Here is a 16,749-nt window from a genome sequence, read left to right as displayed (position 1 = left end):
GCTTGGGGAATTACCGTTCGTAAGCCTTGGGCAGCTTACCCTCCTGCGGCGTCGCGTAGCGATCGCGCAGCCTGGTCTGGCGGTCGACCATCGGCTGCGCGACGCCGTCGATATAGATCGCGACGGGCGCCGACGACAGTTCCAGCGGATCGCCGTCCCACACCACCACATCGGCGCGGCGGCCGGGGCGGAGCGAGCCGATCTCGCCATCCATGCCGATCGCGGCGGCCGGCTTCGAGGTGATCGTCGCGAAGGCCTGCCCCCAATCGAGCCCCGATGCGCCGGGCACCTTGGTGAGCGCCACCAGATTGCCGGCATATTGGGCCAGCTTGGACTGGTACGGCCCTTCCGACATATCCACGGTCGAAATCGCGACCATCACCCCGGCCCTGGTCATGCGGCCGACATTGGATTGGGTGGCCGACAAATTCTCGAACTGCTCGGGCAGGTCGATCAGCGACGCCGCGATCACCGGAACGTGCGCGGCGGCGATGTCGCCGGCGATCCGCCAGCCCTCGGTTGCGCCGACCAGCACCAGTTTGAGCGCGGGGAATTCGCGCTTGAGGTCGAGCGCGGCACGAATGTCGGTCACGCGCTCGGCATGGACGAGCAAGGGCATCTTGCCTTCGATCACCGGCTGCAACGCCACCGCATCCTGCCGGGTGATCAGCGCATCACGTTCGAGCCCAGCGGCAAGAGCCGGGTTCTTCGCCGCAGCCAACGCAGCCCGCAGCAGCACATGCGCCGCCGGCCGACTGCCGCCGCCACGCTGCGCGGCGGTCTCCCCTAGTTCGATATATTGAAAAGCGCGCGCTTTGGTCAGCGGATCGACGTCCGCCCCCAAGTCGATCACCGCGCCCTGCCCCGCGAACATCGTATTCGCGGCCGCGGGCATGACGAGCGCGCGGGTGACACCACCCATCCGCTCGGTCGCGATCCCCTGCCCGCTCGGATCGAGCGCGGGGGCGATATCGATAGCGGCGGAGAAAGGCGAACTGCGCGCGCTCGCATCGTTGGTCTCGCCCATGCCATACCCATCGACGATGCCGAGGGTGGTCATGCCGGCCACGATGCCGGGGGCGATCCATTTGCCCGAGGCATCGATCGTGCGGGCGCCGGCAGGGACAGGCACGTTGGCACCGGCGGCGGTGACGCGGCCGTTGGCGATCACGACCGTTCCGTTGGGGATCGGCTGAGAACCATCGCCGATCGCGACCATGCCGTTGGTGAAGGCGATCGTCTCGGCCGCGGCAGGGACGGGGGCGAGCGCCGTCAGCGCGAGCAGGAGCACCCTCACTTGACGTCTCCTTCGCCGGGCTGGCCGAGTTCGAAATCCGAGACCGGTCGCCGCTTCGGATCGTTCATGTCGTAGAGTAACGCCCCGTCGATCCAGACCTTCTCGGGCCGCGTGTAGACGCTGAACGGCCGTCCGTTCCACAACACGACGTCCGCCATCTTGCCGGGCTTGAGACTGCCGGTCTTGTCGTCGATGTGGAGCGCCTTGGCCGGGTTCAGGCTCAACCAGCGCCACGCCACCTCGTCGGGAATATCCATCCCCATATGGTGCGCCGACGATAGCACCTTGCCGACCTCCTGGTTCAAGCGCTGGATACCGTTCTGATCGTCCGAATGGATCATGCCGCAGGCGCCGGCCTTCTCCAGCAGCGCCAGATTTTCCGGAATGCCGTCATAGCTTTCCATCTTGAAGCCGTACCAATCGGCCCAGACGGCAGCGCAGATGCCGTTCGCCTTCAAGAGATCCGCGACCTTATAGGCCTCGACCCCGTGATGGAAGGCGGCGACGTGGTAGCCGAACTCCTTCGACATATCGATCACGTTGGCGATCTCGTCGGCACGATAGCAATGATTGTGAACGAGGATCTTGCCGTCGAGCACGCCGGCAAGCGTATCCATGCCGATGTCGCGGGTCGGGGGTTCGCCGCCATCTTTCTCATATTTGTCCCAGCGGCGTTTATATTCGACCGCGCGCTGCCAGGTCATGCGATCGACCGCGATATTGCCCATGCGGGTCGAAGGCTCGCGACCCTTGGCGCCGTAGACGCGCTTGGGATTCTCGCCGCACGCCATCTTGAAGCCATAGGGCGCGCCGGGGAATTTCATGCCCTGCGCGGTGCGGGCGTAGACATTCTTCAGCACCACCGATCGGCCGCCCATCAGGTTCGCCGATCCGGGCAGGATCTGGAGCGTGGTGACGCCGCCATTGGCGAGCGCGCGGCTGAACCCCGGATCCTGCGGCCACACGCTGTGTTCGGCCCACACTTCGGGCGTGGTCGGCGCGGTCGCTTCGTTGCCGTCGCTGTTCGCCTGCACCTGCGGCGAGGGATAGTCGCCGAGATGACTGTGGATATCGATGATGCCCGGCGTGACCCACTTGCCGCTGCCGTCGATCACGACCGCGCCGGCGGGCGGCGTGATTGATGGGGCGACCTGCACCAGCTTGCCGTCGGCGAACAGGACCGATCCGTGCTCGATCCGGCCGCCATCGCCATCGAGCACGGTGACGTTGGTGATTAGCGTCGGCACGCCCGGATAGGCGCGATAAGTCGAGGGATAGGGATCGGTCGTCCATGGTGCCGGCACACGCGGGTTGGACGATGGCGCGGCGCTCGCACTTTTGGGGGCGGTATTGGCGCAGCCCGCCAGAAGCAGCGCGATACAGGCGGCGACGGCCTTATTGGACACCATTCATCCACTTCCTCACGAACGGGGAGATTGCGAGCAGGACGACGCCGATGCCCGCGGCCACGAGGCCGATCGTCCAGAAGACGCCGCTATAGGTGTTCAGACTGACCTGGAGGTTGGTGACCTGCCCGCCCACCGTCTCAACGCTGGCGACCTGCGCGACCACGCCCGCGACATATTGCGCACAGCTGATCGAGAGGAACCACACGCCCATCATCATGCCGACGATGCGCGCGATCGAGAGCTTCGAGATCATCGACAGGCCGACCGGCGAGATACAAAGTTCGGCCGCCGAATGGATCAGATAGAGCAAGGCCAGCCACCAGACCGAGACCTTGAAATCGGGCCCGGCGAAGCGCGACCCGAATACCAGGACGAGGAAGCCTGCGCCGACGCCGATCAGCGCGATGCCGAACTTGATCGGAGTCGATGGCTCAAGCCCCCTCTTCGCCAGCCCGTTCCACATGATCGAGAAGAGTGGCGCCAACGCCACGATGAAGAAGGCGTTGAAGAATTGAGTCTGGCCGGCCGACATGGTGAAGAGGCCGAATACCGACAGATCGGTGTTGCGATCGGCGAACAGGGTCAGCGACGAACCGGCCTGCTCGAACAGGGTCCAGAACACGACGTTGAAGACGACCATGACGATCGACGCCAGCATCATCTCGAACTCGACCTTAGAGCCGACCTTCCACGACCAGATCAGCACGCCGGGGATCGAAATCAGGAAGGTCAGGAACAATGCCTTGCCCATGATCGGCAGCGCGGCGACATAGCCGATGATGCCCGATCCCGAAGGCGGCTTCACATAGTTCATCATGTTCCAGAACAGGAAGAACGCGATCGGCACTGCGATCAGCGCGCCGAGATAGATGAGCAGCGAGCGATCCTTGGCCTGGCCCGCGGGCGGCTCCCCATAGCCATCGAGCTTGCCGCCGTCGAACTGGATCAACGCGAACGAGATCAGCATGCCGATCGCCGCCAGCAGGAAGCCGACCCACCAGCCGTAAGCGGTCGCCAGATAGGGGCAGAGGATCTGCGAGAAGAGCGAGCCGAGATTGATGCCCATATAGAAGATGGTGAAACCCGCGTCGCGTCGCCGGTCCCCCATTGCATAGAGATTGCCCACGATCGTCGAGATGTTGGGCTTGAAGAAGCCGTTGCCGATCGTGATCAGCGACAGCGAGAGCAGGGTCAGCAAAGTATAGAATGCCGAGCGATCCGCGCCCGGCACGAAGCCGCCTTTGGCGATCGTGCGGGCGGGCACGGCGCCGGTAGCGTCGGTCAGCGTGACGCTGCCGTCGTCTTGCCCCTTCACCGCGAGGCGATGACCATGATCGATCACATATTGGGTCTCGGTATCGCCGACGGTGGCAACCTGCACTTCGTAGCGCTGGCCGTCGATCTTGGCATAAGGCGTCGCGGTCGGCCCGCCGAAGCAGAGCAGGAAATAACCGGCCGACATCACCAGCGCGCCGAACTTCACCGACTTCTTTGAGCCGAGATAGCGGTCCGCGATCAGCCCGCCGATCAGCGGCGTGAGATAAACCAGCGCGGTGAAGCCGCCGTAGAGGCCGTTGGTGGTCTGGTCCGAGAACAGGAAATGCTTGGTCAGGTACAGCGTCAGCAGCGCCCGCATGCCGTAATAGCCGAAACGCTCCCACGCTTCGGTGGTGAACAGGCGCGCGAGCTGGCGGGGATGCCCGAACCAGACCTCCTCCGCCGCCGGATTGATATGGCTGATGTCCGGCTCTGCGGGGGAGTCGGCGGTCGGGGTCTCCATACGGACCTTTCCTTGAGGTCTTGGCGCCCCTGGACGAAGGCGCGAAACCCCGGAGACTAACGCTAATATTGTCTCTGTGAAGAATTTTGTTGCGCGACGCGGACAGGAACTCACTTTGTGTGGCGATTGTGACGATGGCCCGGCGCTGGTAACCGCGGTGGCGATGTTCAACGATCTCTCCTCCCCCGCCGCGCTGATCGCCACCCGCCGCTCGGGCAAGCCGCGCGACATGGGCGCGCCTGGCCCTACGCCCGAGCAGCTCGATCGAATCCTCTCGGCCGCGATCCGCGTGCCCGATCATGGCAAGCTCGCACCGTGGCGCTTCGTGGTGGTGCCTGGCGAGAAACGCGAGGCTTTCGCCGCCATGCTCGAGCGCGCCTATCGCGCCGAACGCCCCGATCCGGGCAAGGTCGAGCTGGAGGCGGTGCGCCAGTTCGCGCTGCAGGCGCCCGCTCTGGTCGTCGCTTTGTCCGCCCCCGCGCATGCCAGCCACATCCCGATCTGGGAGCAGGAATTGTCGGCGGGTGCAGCCTGCATGAACCTGCTCATTGCCACCCACGCCGAGGGCCTGGTCGGCGGCTGGCTGACCGGCTGGGCGAGCTATTCGACGATGGTGCGCGATGCATTCGGCAAGGAAGGCGAGCGCATCGCAGGCTTCATCTTCATCGGCACCCCGACCCGCGAGCTGGAAGAGCGCCCCCGCCCCGAACGCGACGCGGTGACTTCCGTCTGGAACGGCTAGTCGTTTAAAGCGCGCGTTCAGATTAGCCTCCAAAAGGGTTGATTCTCCGCGCCATGCTGTGTTAGGTCAGCATGACACAATGGCCACTGCCGATCGCCCCGTTTATTTGCGCCTGCGTGACGAAATCGTCGCGATGATCCTCGACGGCCGTATCCGTGAGGGCGATGCGCTGCCGTCGGTGCGCGCCTTCGCCGCCGATCAGGGCGCCAATCCGCTGACCGTCGCCAAAGCGTATCAGAGCTTTCAGGATGACGGGCTCGTCACTGTCCGCCGCGGTATCGGCATGTTTGTCGACCAAGGCGCGGCCGATCGCCTGCGCCGCGCGGCGCGCGCACAGTTTCTCGACGAGGAATGGCCCGAAATCGCGCAACGCATCCGCCGGCTCGATATCGATCCCGCCGATCTGCTGGAGCGGGTGGCGGGCTGAGTAAGCCGGCGGTATCAGCCGCGCCCACCTGCACCATGATTCAGACCGAACGCCTTCCTTATTCGCCCGAGACGATCGCGCGCGCCGCACGGCTGATCGCGGATGGGCAGCCGGTCGCGGTGCCGACGGAGACGGTCTACGGCCTCGCCGCCGATGCGACCCAAGGCGAGGCGGTCGCGACCATCTATGCAGCGAAGGGGCGTCCGTCGTTCAATCCGCTGATCGTCCATGTGCCGGATCTGACAGCGGCCCAAGCATTGGCCGATCTGCCCGAACCGGCCATACGACTGGCCAACGCCTTCTGGCCGGGTCCGCTGACGATGGTCGCGCCGCTCAGGGCGGGTGCGCCGATCGCCGCGCTGACCACCGCTGGCCTCGCCACCGTCGCGTTACGCGTGCCAGCGCACCCGGCGATGCGCGATCTGCTCGCTGCCTGCGGGCGGCCACTGGCGGCACCATCGGCCAATGCCAGCGGCACGATCAGCCCGACCAGTGCCGATCATGTACTCCGCTCGCTCGGCGGCCGCATTCCGCTCGTGATCGATGGCGGCGCCTGCGCGGTCGGGCTCGAATCGACCATCGTCGCGGTCGAAGCGGATCGCTTGCGGCTGCTCCGACCCGGCCCGATCACGCCCGAGCAACTGGCTGCGGCGGCGGGTCTGCCGATTGCGGGATCGGGATCGGACAAGCTCGAGGCGCCAGGGCAGATGCTCCAGCATTACGCTCCCGCCAAGCCGCTGCGCCTGAACGCCATCGATGCCGCGCCAGACGAATGGCTGATCGGGTTCGGGGCCGTTGCCGGCAATGCCTCGCTGTCAGCCGACGGCGATCTGATCGAGGCGGCGGCACGCTTGTTCGGGCTGCTCCATGCCGCCGATGCGGGACCGGCCGAACGGATCGCGGTCGCACCGATACCGGATCGAGGATTGGGACTGGCCATAAACGACCGGCTGAAACGCGCGGCAGCCTGAATTTACTTAGGACTTTATCCGACAATGGGCCGGTCCGACCGAACCGGGGCGAGTTAGAGCTTGCATCCTGACATCCCACGGGCTTCAGAGCAGGCGATCTAAAGCGGAGCTTCTATGCGAATTGCGATGATTGGGACCGGCTATGTTGGCCTCGTGTCCGGTGCCTGCTTCGCTGAAATCGGCCATGACGTGATCTGCGTCGACAAGGACGCCGGCAAGATCGAGCGGCTGAAACAGAATATCATGCCGATCTACGAACCCGGCCTTGCCGAACTCGTCGAGCGCAACGTCGAGGCCGGCCGCATCGCCTTCACCACCGATCTGGCCGAAGGGGTGGCCGGTGTGGACGCGGTGTTCATCGCGGTCGGCACGCCATCGCGCAAAAGCGACGGCCACGCCGATCTGTCCTACGTCTACGCCGCCACGCGCGAGATCGCCGCAGCCGCGACCGGCCAGCTCGTGGTCGTGACGAAATCGACCGTTCCGGTCGGCACCGGCGACGAGGTCGAGCGCATCCTGACCGAGGCGCGGCCCGATATCCGCTTCATGGTGACGTCGAACCCCGAATTTCTGCGCGAAGGCGCTGCGATCGGCGATTTCATGAAGCCCGATCGCGTCGTGATCGGCACCGAGGAGGACGATGCCCGCGCCGTGATGGCAGGCATATACGAACCCATCGAGAAGGATGGCTCGCCGATCGTCTATACGGCACGCCGCACGAGCGAACTGATCAAATATGCCGCCAACGCCTTCCTCTCGATCAAGATCACCTTCATCAACGAGATCGCCGATCTCTGCGAGGCGGTCGGCGGCGATGTGCGCGACGTTTCGCGCGGCATCGGGCTCGACAGCCGGATCGGCTCACGCTTCCTGAATGCCGGTCCCGGCTATGGCGGCTCCTGCTTCCCCAAGGATACGCTGGCGCTGCTCAAGACCGCGGAGGATTTCCAGTCGCCGATCCGCGTCGTCGATGTCGTCGTCCAGGTCAACGAGACCCGCAAGCGCGCGATGGGGCGCAAGGTGCTGAAGGCCCTTGGCGACGATCCGCGGGGCAAGACGGTCGCTGTGCTGGGCCTGACCTTCAAGCCCAATACCGACGACATGCGCGAGGCGCCGTCGCTGTCGATCATCCAGGCACTGCAGGATTCGGGGGTCAAGATCCGCGCGCATGATCCCGAGGGCATGGAACATGCACGCGGCCTGCTGCCGGGCGTCGAGTTGGTCGACGGTCCCTACGAAGCGGTCGAGGGCGCGGATGCGCTCGCGATCGTCACCGAATGGGACCTTTATCGCGGGCTCGATCTGCCGCGCATCGCGTCCCTGATGGCGAAGCCGCTGCTGTTCGACATGCGTAATATCTATTCGGGTGAGGAGGCGGAAGCAGCCGGTTTCACCTATGTCGCCATCGGGCGGAAGACGACGGCCAAGGGTTGAACGACGACACCCGGTCTCCGGATTGATACTTAACCGGCTATTGTTGGCAGTTGCACCAGAAGCGGGTATCGGCGGCGAATGGAGCGCGCGGGCGGAGCGCTGCATCGATGGCTGGCAAGCCCGTGCCGATGTCATCGGCGCAGGACCCACGCGTGTTTCGAGTTGGAATAGATCATGTCGCACATGGAGAGAGGGTTGATCGGCGCAGCCCGGGGCAGCGATCAGCCGACTGCCGGCCCTGCACGTTCGTGGCAATCGCACTGGCTGCTCTATCTTGGCCTGGCGACGATGATCGTGCCGACGATGATCGACGTCGCGCGCCAATCCTGGTCGACTGAACAGGGCGCCCACGGCCCGATCGTGCTTGCGACAGGTATCTGGCTGGTCATGACCCTGCGCAAGGAGGTGACGCCGCTGATTCGCCCCGGCAATATCCTGTTGACGCTGGCTGTCTTGCTTCCCTCGCTGCTCATCTACGTCGTCGCGCGGATTACCACGACGCTCGAACTGGAAGGCGCGGCCCTTTACTGCGCGATGGTCGCAATCTTCTACGGCATGTGCGGCGGGAAGGTCGTCCGGACGATGTGGTTCCCGACCGTCTATTTCGCCTTTCTCTTTCCGCCGCCCGACAGCATGGTCGCGACGATCACCCAACCGCTCAAGCTCGGTATCTCGCGCGCTGCGGTCGCGTTACTCGACGGCTTCGGCATGTCGATCGCGCGCAAGGGTGTGATCATCCAGGTCGATCAATATGACATATTGGTCGCCGCCGCCTGCGCGGGCCTCAATTCGATCATCAGCCTGTCCGCGATCGGGCTTTTCTATATCTACATGCGGCACAACGCGAACTGGCGCTATGCCGTGCTGCTGATGGTTGCGATCGTGCCGGTGGCGCTGCTCGCAAATTTCGTGCGCGTGCTGCTGCTGATCCTGATCACCTATTTCTTCGGCGATGCCTATGCCCAGGGCTTTCTGCACGGCTTTGCCGGCATGGTGATGTTCGTGGTGGCGCTGTTGGGTATCTTCGGCATCGACATGCTGGCCTCACCGCTGCGAACGCGCCTCGAAAGCCATCGTCCGGCGGCGGTGCCGGCATGAGCGTCGGTCAGGGGCCTTCGCGGCGCGATATGCTGTTCGGCGGGTTGGCCGTGGCGACGGCCGCCACCACCTATGCGGGCACGCCACGCACCAAGCTGCGAATGATTGGTGATGGTGAGCTCGACAAGATCGTGCCGCATCAGATCGGCGGCTGGAATGAAGAGGCGATCGGCGGCCTGGTATTGCCGCCACCAGATCAGCTGGCACAGTTGCTCTACAACCAGCAGGTTGCGCGAACCTACACCGCCGACGATGCGCTGCCCATCATGCTGCTGATGGCGTATGGCAGCAGCCAGGGCGGGATGCTGCAAATCCATCGGCCGGAAATCTGCTATCCCGCATCGGGCTTCCGGCTGAGCGGGACACGCGAAGTATCGTGGGAATGGGCCCCTGGCCACCATGTTCCGGTTCGCCGCTTCAGTGCGCAGAGCGACACGCGGGTCGAGCATGTCATGTATTGGACGCGGATCGGCAACGATCTGCCGGTCAGTTGGGCCGAGCAGCGCATCGCGGTCATGCGCGCCAACCTGACGGGCTATATTCCGGATGGCTTGCTTGTGCGATTGTCGGCGATATCGGAAGACCCGGCGCAGGCCGAGCAGTCGCTGGAACGCTTCGCCAGCACGATGCTGGCCAGCATCGGCGCGAAGGGCCGTCAACAATTGCTCGGCCCGAATGTCTGATTTTGGCGATCCTGTTTGCCGCGCGGTAACGCCATTGTGAGAAAACAGGTCACGTGGCTTCGAGGGTGCAAGGGAGTTTGGATATGATGAAACATCTTGGGGTCGGCGCGATCTGCGCCGTGGCGCTACTTGCCGGCTGCAAGCCGAAGACGCCGCAGGGACAGGTCGCGGCAACCGTCAACGGCGAGGAAGTGACGCTGCAGGAGCTCAACGCCGAGCTCAGCGCGGCCAATCTTCCGGCCAATGTCGACAAGAAGGAAGCACAGCGCGCAATGCTGCAGCGGGTGATCGAGCGCAAACTGCTCGTCGCCGCCGCGTCGGAACAAGGCCTCGACAAGACGGCTGACTTCATCAGCGCCAAGCGGCGTATCGACGAAACGCTGGTTGCCCAGGCTTACGCAAAGAAGCAGCTGGCAGCGGTGCCGGTGCCGACCGACGCCCAGATCAACCAGTTCATGGCGGATCACCCCAACGTCTTCCTGCAGCGCGAACAGCTTTCGCTCGACCAGATCCGGTTCCCGATGCCGAAAGACATCAAATCGCTGAAGGCTCTCGAAGGCGATCACACCATGGACGCGGTCGCAGCCCACCTGACACAGATGGGTATCAAGTTCGTCCGCGGGAATGCCAACCTCGATAGCGGCCAGGCGCCGACGCAATTGATCAAGCTCATCAACAGCTCGCCGCCGTCTGAACCGTTCGTGATCCCCGATCGCGGCATGATCACCGTCAATCTCGTCGTCGGTCGACGCCCGATCCAGATCGATCCCCAGCAAGCCAAATCCGGCGCGGTCTCGGCATGGCGCCAGCAGAAGTTCGAAGAGTTGCTGAGCCAGCAGGTCACCGGCCTGAAGAACTCGGCCAAGATCACGTATCAGGAAGGCTTCGCGCCTCCGCCGAATGCGCCGGCGGGTAAGGCGACGACGTCCGCTGTCCCCGCAGCGCCGGCGGCAGCGCCCGGCGCAGCAAGCAGTTCGTCCCCCGCGCCTGGCAACTGACCGCTGACGTGAAAAGGGGGAGGCTGCGATCAGCCTCCCCCTTTTTTGCCATCCGGATCGATTCCAACGCGAGGAAGAGGCATTCGCCCTGCCGTCGCGCTTGCCGATCAATAATAGCCGCCATAGCCGTAGCTGAACCCATAACCATATTCGTCATTGAATAGCTGGTTCTGGAAACGATTCAGCACGCTTCCCAGGAAAGGCGTCGGCGCGAGCATCCGAACGGTCTCCTGCACCTGCTTGCGCGTGCTGCGTCCGTCCTCGATCACAAGCACGAAACCATCGACGCGCTGGCCAATGATCACCGCATCGTCGTCGGCGAAGATGGGCGGCATATCGATGATCACGATCGTGTTGGAAGGCAGGCTACGCAACCCGGCGAACATGTCGTCGGCGCGCGTGCTGGTCAGCAATTCGCCGGTCGCGACGTCGCGGCGATAGCCCGGAACGACCACCAGCCGCTCGTCATTGATGCGTCGGGCAATGCCGGTCATGTCGGCTTCGGCCCCCGTCAGGTAATCGTGCACGCCCGCGCCCTCTTCGATCCCGAAGCGCGACGCGATGGCAGGGCGATGCAGATCGAGATCGATGAGATAGACGTTGAGATCGGCGATGCGCGACATAGCCGCCGCCAGATTCGACGCGACGAAGGTTTTGCCGACGTTGGGCGCCGCGGACGTGACGCCGATCAGCTTGATCCCGTCGTCTTCGGCCATTTTTAGAAGTTGCGAGCGCAGCAACTTGAAGGGTCGTGCCCGCGTATCCGCATTGCGGAAACCGACGATATTCTGCGCATCGAGCTGTTCGGGCGATACATCCACCTTCAGCGAATGCTCGGGCAATGCGAAAATCTGTGGACCGTCCGCCACCGACGCGTCCTTGTTCTCGATCATCATTGAACTGCGGCTCCTGGGACACAAACAACAGCGAGAGTGTGACGGACTCTCGTTAACCCCGCGCAAACTTCTTGCGCGTGCGCCGCTCGATCATACGCGCGATCCAGCTCGGCTTGCGATCGAAGTCGGGAACCACCGCAAGTGGTGGCACGCCGAGCGCATGGATCACCGCGCCCGTGCCGCGAATTGGATGCATGAGCAACTCGATCAGCAGCACGATACCGGCCCCCAGCGCCAACCCGCCGACAAGCGAACCGAGGATCAGCACGGGACGGTTGGGTTTGGTCGGCCGATCAGGCACGACCGGCGGATCGGCGAGCGTCAGACGCTCGCCTTTCTGCTCGTTTTCCATCCGTTGCTGGATTTCAGCCGCCTGCAGCCTGGTACCGATGCCGACCGACTGATCGCGCAGATTATCGGCCTGCTTCTGAAGCTGTTCGATCTCCGCGTTGATCAAAGGCGCCCGTGCCTGTGCCGCCGATGTCGACGACGAAGACGATTGGATCATCGAGCGCGCGCGCTGCAACGCCGCGATTTGGGAACGATTGGCGGCAATCTGCGCCGCAGTCGGATCGGCTGCGGCCGGCGTGCTGGCCGCAGCCCGGCGCGCGGCATCGAGCTGAGCCCGCGCAGCCAGGACGTCCGGGTGACTGTCCGAATATTTGGCCTGAGCCACGCGCAGTTGCGCTTCCGCCGCCGCGACGGCTGTATCCGGTTTCGTGCCGCCGGTCGCCAACAAGCGCGCATTATCGGCCTGAAGCGAAACGATCTGCGAATCGACGCGGGCAACATCATCGGCCTGATTACCGGTCGACTGACCCAGCGCCAGGATCGTGCCGTTCTGGGCCTTGCTCGCAAGGATCTTGCTTTCGATCGCCTGGATTTGCCCGCGAATCTGGTTCGCCTGTTCGGTCAGAAAGTTGACGGTATCCGTCGCCTGGCCGGCCTGCGTGCTGGCATCGACCTCGAGGAACCGATCGACGAACTGCTGCGCGACCGCCTGTGCCTTGACCGGATCGTCATAATCGAACGCGATCGAAATCGCGATCGTGTTCGCGTTCCGCTGGCCGAGATTGATGGCGTTATCGACGGCGGCGATCGTAGTGGCATCGCGCATCGTGTCGACGATCTTGGAAAGCGGCAGGGATCTCTGCTTATCGGGATAGAGGTTATATTGGCGGATCAGGCGAATAAGATCCTGCCGGCTGAGCACGCGGGCGCGGGCACGGGCGACCCGCTGCGTAATCGCATCGGTAGTGGGATCGCGGCCATTGTTGATCAGATTGTCCGATATCTGCTGCGCCTCGATCAATATCGTCGCGCTCGATTCATAGACGGGGTGCATCATGTAAGCCGTCACGGTGCCGCCAATAGTCGTCAGCACCGCCGCGATCAGGATCCACCAGCGCCGCTGCCAAAGCACGGTTGGCAACGCGGCGATGAAGCCGGAGGAAACCTCCTCGGCATCGTCCTGCCCCGCGATCGTCATCGTCGTCATCCGATCTTCACTCTCAGATATGCGCTGCCCGCGAGCGACCGTGCCGAACCGAACGAGCGGCGCTTGAGATACCCGCCGCGGCCTTCCACGCCCACCGACAATCTGTCGGTCAGCTTGCGATTATAGTCGATACTCCCGCGGAAGACATCGGAATCCGCAAACGCGTTGTTGATGCCGTTGCCATTGCCATTGGAATTCTTCGAATATATCCCGTTGAGCGAAAACGAGCTCAGCTCGGTCAGCCGGTATGTATAGGTCACCGAGAATGTCAGCTGCTGGCGCAGGCCGCCAAAGGCGCTGCCCGAACTCTGCCGCGCACCGCTGAAACAGATGGTGCTACGCGGATAGGTGCCGCACAGCCGCGCATGGAATCCCAATCCCTTGCTGTCGCTCGGAAAGGGCGTACCGCTATGCTGGAAAATGATGCCGACGTCCGCATCCAGGTTCCAGATCGGGCTGATTATCTGCTGCCACGCCAATGCCGGCCCAATCGTGCGGTTGTTGCCGCCCTCTGGCCCACCGCCGAAATTTTGGATCGGCGAATGGTAGAACGTCACGTTCGTCCTGACACCAATCTTGGTTCGCGCATTTAGCGCGCGCATGTAACCGACATCGGCGACATATTCGTCGAATGTATTGCTGAAACCAAAGTTATCCGTCTTCTGGTGGATGTAGTTGCCATCCGCCGTGAAGCTGTCCTTGCCGGTTGCCTGCCACGAAAGATTGGCGCCGGCGCTGAGGATCGAAGTCGTGCCGCCGGTCGCGAAATTCCCCAGCTGGACAAGATCCTCATTGCCGTTGAGCAGCAAATTATTGCTGCGCGTATAACCGGCATTAACGCCACCCCGCAGATATTCGGAGAATGTCTGGTTGTGATTGAAGGTTACCGACTCGGACTCGGTATGACCATAATTGGAAAAATATTGCTCCCGGCTATACGTCCCACCAAGTGTGGTTTGCGATACGCTGGTGGCCTTGCTGAGCAGCGGCGAAACCGTGATCCCGCCATAGCCCGAACCGGCATCCTCCCCGGTCACGAGCTGCGGATTGACCGCGTAGCCCAGATGGGCATCGACGGTGGCCGAGAAATCGAGCGGCTGGGCACCCACCGGGGCCGCCGCGAACAGCAATGCCACTCCGGCGATCCGCGCGCCGCTCATGGGACGATCACCGTATCACCCGCTAACAATTGCGGCACGGCGGTCGGTGATGCCAGGTCCTCTTCCGACGGCTTGCCTTTGAGGATGCTCGACAGCCTGGCGTGGATCACGGTGTTGCGGTCGCCCACGCGCCGCAGGATCACGATATTGCCGACATCCGCAAAATCGGTCGTGCCGCCCGCCAGCGCCAAGGCACCAAGCAGATCGATATAGCGCGTAAGCGTAAAATTGCCGGGCGTCCGCACTTTGCCGATGACCGAAACCTGCATGCCGGACGACATTTTCACAGATACCGTGACCTGCGGCGGCACGCCCTTATATTGCGGTGCGAGCAGCTTGGAGAGATCGCTCTCCACCTCGGCCGGCGTGCGGCCGGCTGCGGCGACCGTGCCCGCGAGCGGGAAGGCGATCGTGCCGTCGGGCAGCACATTCATCGAACGCTGCAGGCGTTCGTCGCCCCAGACATAGATGTCGAGCTGATCGCCTGCACTAATATGGTATGTGGCTGCGGCAGGCTTCGCCGGAGCCTGAGCCTGAGCCACGCCAACCTGCGCGACGAGCCCTAGAACGATCGCTACACTGATCTTCATGTAAGGCAGCCCCTTTGTTTACCAACACAACCTATCGCACTTGCGAAAAAGCTTGGCCACCGATTATGTGCCATGCCCCCCACCGGTCAAGCGAGGTGCCACTTTGCGCAGCCGTATCCCGATCAACCGCGCTTTGATATGGGCACCCGGTGAACGCTGAATTAGGCTTTGCCTGATATCGGCCTTGAAAGAAACGATTGCCGGATGGCGGGAATGGGCAGCGGATGACCAGGGTTGGAAATAAATCTGCGCTTTTCCCGTCACTTACATCGATCCGGGTTATCCCAGCCGCCTTGGTCGTGCTGCTCGCTTTGGCGGCGTGCCATTCGAAGATCGAGAAGTCCGACGGATATGAGGCGCTCTATGATCGCGAAATGAGCGTGAAAGCCTATCCGGCTGCGCTCGAATCGATTTCCCGTGCGGTGAAGCTCGACGATAACGAACCGCGCCGCTGGCTGAAGCTCGCGAAAGTGCAGGATATGGTTAACAACTCGAGCGCTGCCGCAATATCCTATCAGCGCGCGCTCGATCTCGAACCGACCAATATCGAGGCCCTGGAAAATCTCGCCGTGCTTTCGGTCCGTGCCGGCCAGTTCGACCTTGCCAAGCAGTATATCGATCCGCTGCTGCTGCTCCAGCCCAACGACCTTGCCGGCCTGATAACGTCGGGCGCCGTCGCAATGAACGACAAGCGGTTCGCCGACGCCGAGAAAATCGCCAGCTCGATCATCGCCCAGGCGCCCGGGCTTGCGGAAGGCTATATCCTGCGCGCGCGCATCACCGAACTATCGGGCCGCCCGCGCGATGCCATCGCCTTGCTGGAGGAGCGACAGAAGGCCGATCCCGCCAACAACGATGTGCCACGCGAATTGATGAACATGTATCGGCGGCGGGGCGATCTGGCGGGGATACGCCGCATGGCGATCACATTGCATGCCAAATTCCCCGACGACACCAAATATGCCCTCGAAGCGGTGCGCGCCTACCACGCGATGGGCCGCGACGACGAAGCACGGGCGTTGATCCTGGAGCTTTCGCAAAGGCAGTCGGGCAGCTTATCGGTAATGACGGCCGTAGCCGGCCTCTGGCGCGACATCGAAACCAGGCCGGCCGCCATCGACCGGATTGTCGCGCTGGCGACGAAGACGCCGCCCCACGTCCGGGCCGCGCTTGCCGACATCCTGACCTCCATGGGCGAACCCGCGCGCGCAGCGACCTTGCTGGCGTTCATCGCACCCCAGCCGGTCTCTGTCGGCAATGTCGACATTCAGGCAAGCTATGCGCGCGCACTCTACGCTCTGAACCGCACGAGCGAACTCCAGAGCAAGATCGATGCGCTGCTTGCTTTCGACAGCGTCAATCCCGTCGGCCTCCTTTTACGAGCGAGGATCGCGCTTGAACGGGGAGATTTCATGAAGGCGGCCACCGATGCAGGCGTGGTCGTCAGCGACGACAGCTCCAACGAAGAGGCGGCACTGCTGCTGGCGACCATCTACGCCAAACAGGGCAACGACGTGCTCGCCGCCAAAGCCTTTGGCGAGGCGCGCGGGAGTTTCCCGAACAGCACGGGACTGTTGGACGCGCAGACGAAGTGGCTGCTGAGCCGCAAGCGTATCAAGGAGGCAACCGATACCGCTGCCGCCTTCGCCCATACGCATTCGCGTCAATTTGATGGCTGGCGCATCTATCGCGACGTTTGCACGACGGCCGGAAATGCCGACTGCGCTGCGGAAGCGCGGCAGGCGATCGCCGGTTTGTCCTGAGCC

General features: G+C 63.3%; 15 protein-coding genes. 8 read left to right on the top strand and 7 right to left on the bottom strand.

Features of this window, described 5'->3' with window-relative positions:
- Window positions 1-10: 10 nt before the first annotated feature.
- The 3 genes from AB4Z44_RS21565 to AB4Z44_RS21555 are packed head-to-tail and all read right to left on the bottom strand — an operon-like array spanning window position 11 to window position 4,486.
- On the bottom strand, window positions 11-1,297 hold the full coding sequence (locus tag AB4Z44_RS21565) for an amidohydrolase family protein (RefSeq protein WP_404711700.1): 1,287 nt from the start codon (window positions 1,295-1,297) through the stop codon (window positions 11-13).
- Window positions 1,294-2,706, bottom strand: coding sequence for an amidohydrolase (locus AB4Z44_RS21560; protein ID WP_404711699.1), 1,413 nt, complete (start codon window positions 2,704-2,706; stop codon window positions 1,294-1,296). The genes AB4Z44_RS21565 and AB4Z44_RS21560 overlap by 4 nt, the downstream gene beginning before the upstream one ends.
- Window positions 2,693-4,486 carry a peptide MFS transporter gene (locus tag AB4Z44_RS21555; protein ID WP_404711698.1) on the bottom strand — a complete coding sequence of 598 codons (1,794 nt, stop codon included), beginning with the start codon at window positions 4,484-4,486 and terminating at the stop codon, window positions 2,693-2,695. The genes AB4Z44_RS21560 and AB4Z44_RS21555 overlap by 14 nt, the downstream gene beginning before the upstream one ends.
- Before the next feature lie 163 nt (window positions 4,487-4,649).
- On the opposite strand from AB4Z44_RS21555, the gene AB4Z44_RS21550 reads away from it, so the two are divergent.
- From AB4Z44_RS21550 to AB4Z44_RS21520, 7 genes are all read left to right on the top strand, one after another.
- Window positions 4,650-5,228 carry a nitroreductase gene (locus AB4Z44_RS21550; protein ID WP_404714305.1) on the top strand — a complete coding sequence of 193 codons (579 nt, stop codon included), beginning with the start codon at window positions 4,650-4,652 and terminating at the stop codon, window positions 5,226-5,228.
- Window positions 5,229-5,307: 79 nt separating this feature from the next.
- Window positions 5,308-5,655 (top strand): GntR family transcriptional regulator, encoded by a 348-nt coding sequence (locus tag AB4Z44_RS21545; RefSeq protein ID WP_404711697.1) that lies wholly within the window; start codon window positions 5,308-5,310, stop codon window positions 5,653-5,655.
- A 35-nt stretch (window positions 5,656-5,690) separates the two neighbouring features.
- Window positions 5,691-6,626, top strand: coding sequence for an L-threonylcarbamoyladenylate synthase (locus tag AB4Z44_RS21540; RefSeq protein WP_404711696.1), 936 nt, complete (start codon window positions 5,691-5,693; stop codon window positions 6,624-6,626).
- A gap of 114 nt (window positions 6,627-6,740) precedes the next feature.
- On the top strand, window positions 6,741-8,060 hold the full coding sequence (locus AB4Z44_RS21535) for a UDP-glucose dehydrogenase family protein (protein ID WP_404711695.1): 1,320 nt from the start codon (window positions 6,741-6,743) through the stop codon (window positions 8,058-8,060).
- A 195-nt stretch (window positions 8,061-8,255) separates the two neighbouring features.
- Window positions 8,256-9,158: an exosortase V gene (gene xrtV / locus AB4Z44_RS21530; RefSeq protein ID WP_404711694.1), complete on the top strand. Its 903-nt coding sequence runs from the start codon at window positions 8,256-8,258 to the stop codon at window positions 9,156-9,158.
- A complete protein-coding gene (gene epsI / locus AB4Z44_RS21525; protein WP_404711693.1) occupies window positions 9,155-9,841 on the top strand; it encodes an exosortase-associated protein EpsI, V-type in 687 nt (228 codons plus the stop codon). Before xrtV ends, epsI begins: the two co-directional genes overlap by 4 nt.
- Before the next feature lie 83 nt (window positions 9,842-9,924).
- Window positions 9,925-10,839 (top strand): hypothetical protein, encoded by a 915-nt coding sequence (locus tag AB4Z44_RS21520; protein WP_404711692.1) that lies wholly within the window; start codon window positions 9,925-9,927, stop codon window positions 10,837-10,839.
- Between the two features lie 107 nt (window positions 10,840-10,946).
- Here the strand turns inward: AB4Z44_RS21520 and AB4Z44_RS21515 are convergent, their stop codons facing one another.
- The 4 genes from AB4Z44_RS21515 to AB4Z44_RS21500 are packed head-to-tail and all read right to left on the bottom strand — an operon-like array spanning window position 10,947 to window position 14,983.
- Window positions 10,947-11,735: a CpsD/CapB family tyrosine-protein kinase gene (locus AB4Z44_RS21515; RefSeq protein WP_404711691.1), complete on the bottom strand. Its 789-nt coding sequence runs from the start codon at window positions 11,733-11,735 to the stop codon at window positions 10,947-10,949.
- A gap of 52 nt (window positions 11,736-11,787) precedes the next feature.
- Window positions 11,788-13,233 (bottom strand): GumC family protein, encoded by a 1,446-nt coding sequence (locus AB4Z44_RS21510; RefSeq protein WP_404711690.1) that lies wholly within the window; start codon window positions 13,231-13,233, stop codon window positions 11,788-11,790.
- A complete protein-coding gene (locus AB4Z44_RS21505; protein WP_404711689.1) occupies window positions 13,230-14,369 on the bottom strand; it encodes a hypothetical protein in 1,140 nt (379 codons plus the stop codon). The genes AB4Z44_RS21510 and AB4Z44_RS21505 overlap by 4 nt, the downstream gene beginning before the upstream one ends.
- 20 nt (window positions 14,370-14,389) lie before the next feature.
- Window positions 14,390-14,983 carry a polysaccharide biosynthesis/export family protein gene (locus AB4Z44_RS21500; protein WP_404711688.1) on the bottom strand — a complete coding sequence of 198 codons (594 nt, stop codon included), beginning with the start codon at window positions 14,981-14,983 and terminating at the stop codon, window positions 14,390-14,392.
- Between the two features lie 299 nt (window positions 14,984-15,282).
- On the opposite strand from AB4Z44_RS21500, the gene AB4Z44_RS21495 reads away from it, so the two are divergent.
- Window positions 15,283-16,746: a tetratricopeptide repeat protein gene (locus AB4Z44_RS21495; protein WP_404711687.1), complete on the top strand. Its 1,464-nt coding sequence runs from the start codon at window positions 15,283-15,285 to the stop codon at window positions 16,744-16,746.
- Window positions 16,747-16,749 lie beyond the last annotated feature (3 nt).

The sequence above is a fragment of the Sphingomonas sp. MMS24-J13 genome (genome assembly GCF_044905095.1).
GTDB lineage: Bacteria > Pseudomonadota > Alphaproteobacteria > Sphingomonadales > Sphingomonadaceae > Sphingomonas_I.
The sequence above is the reverse complement of the archived record's forward strand: the minus strand, read 5'-3'. Positions and strand labels throughout refer to the sequence as shown.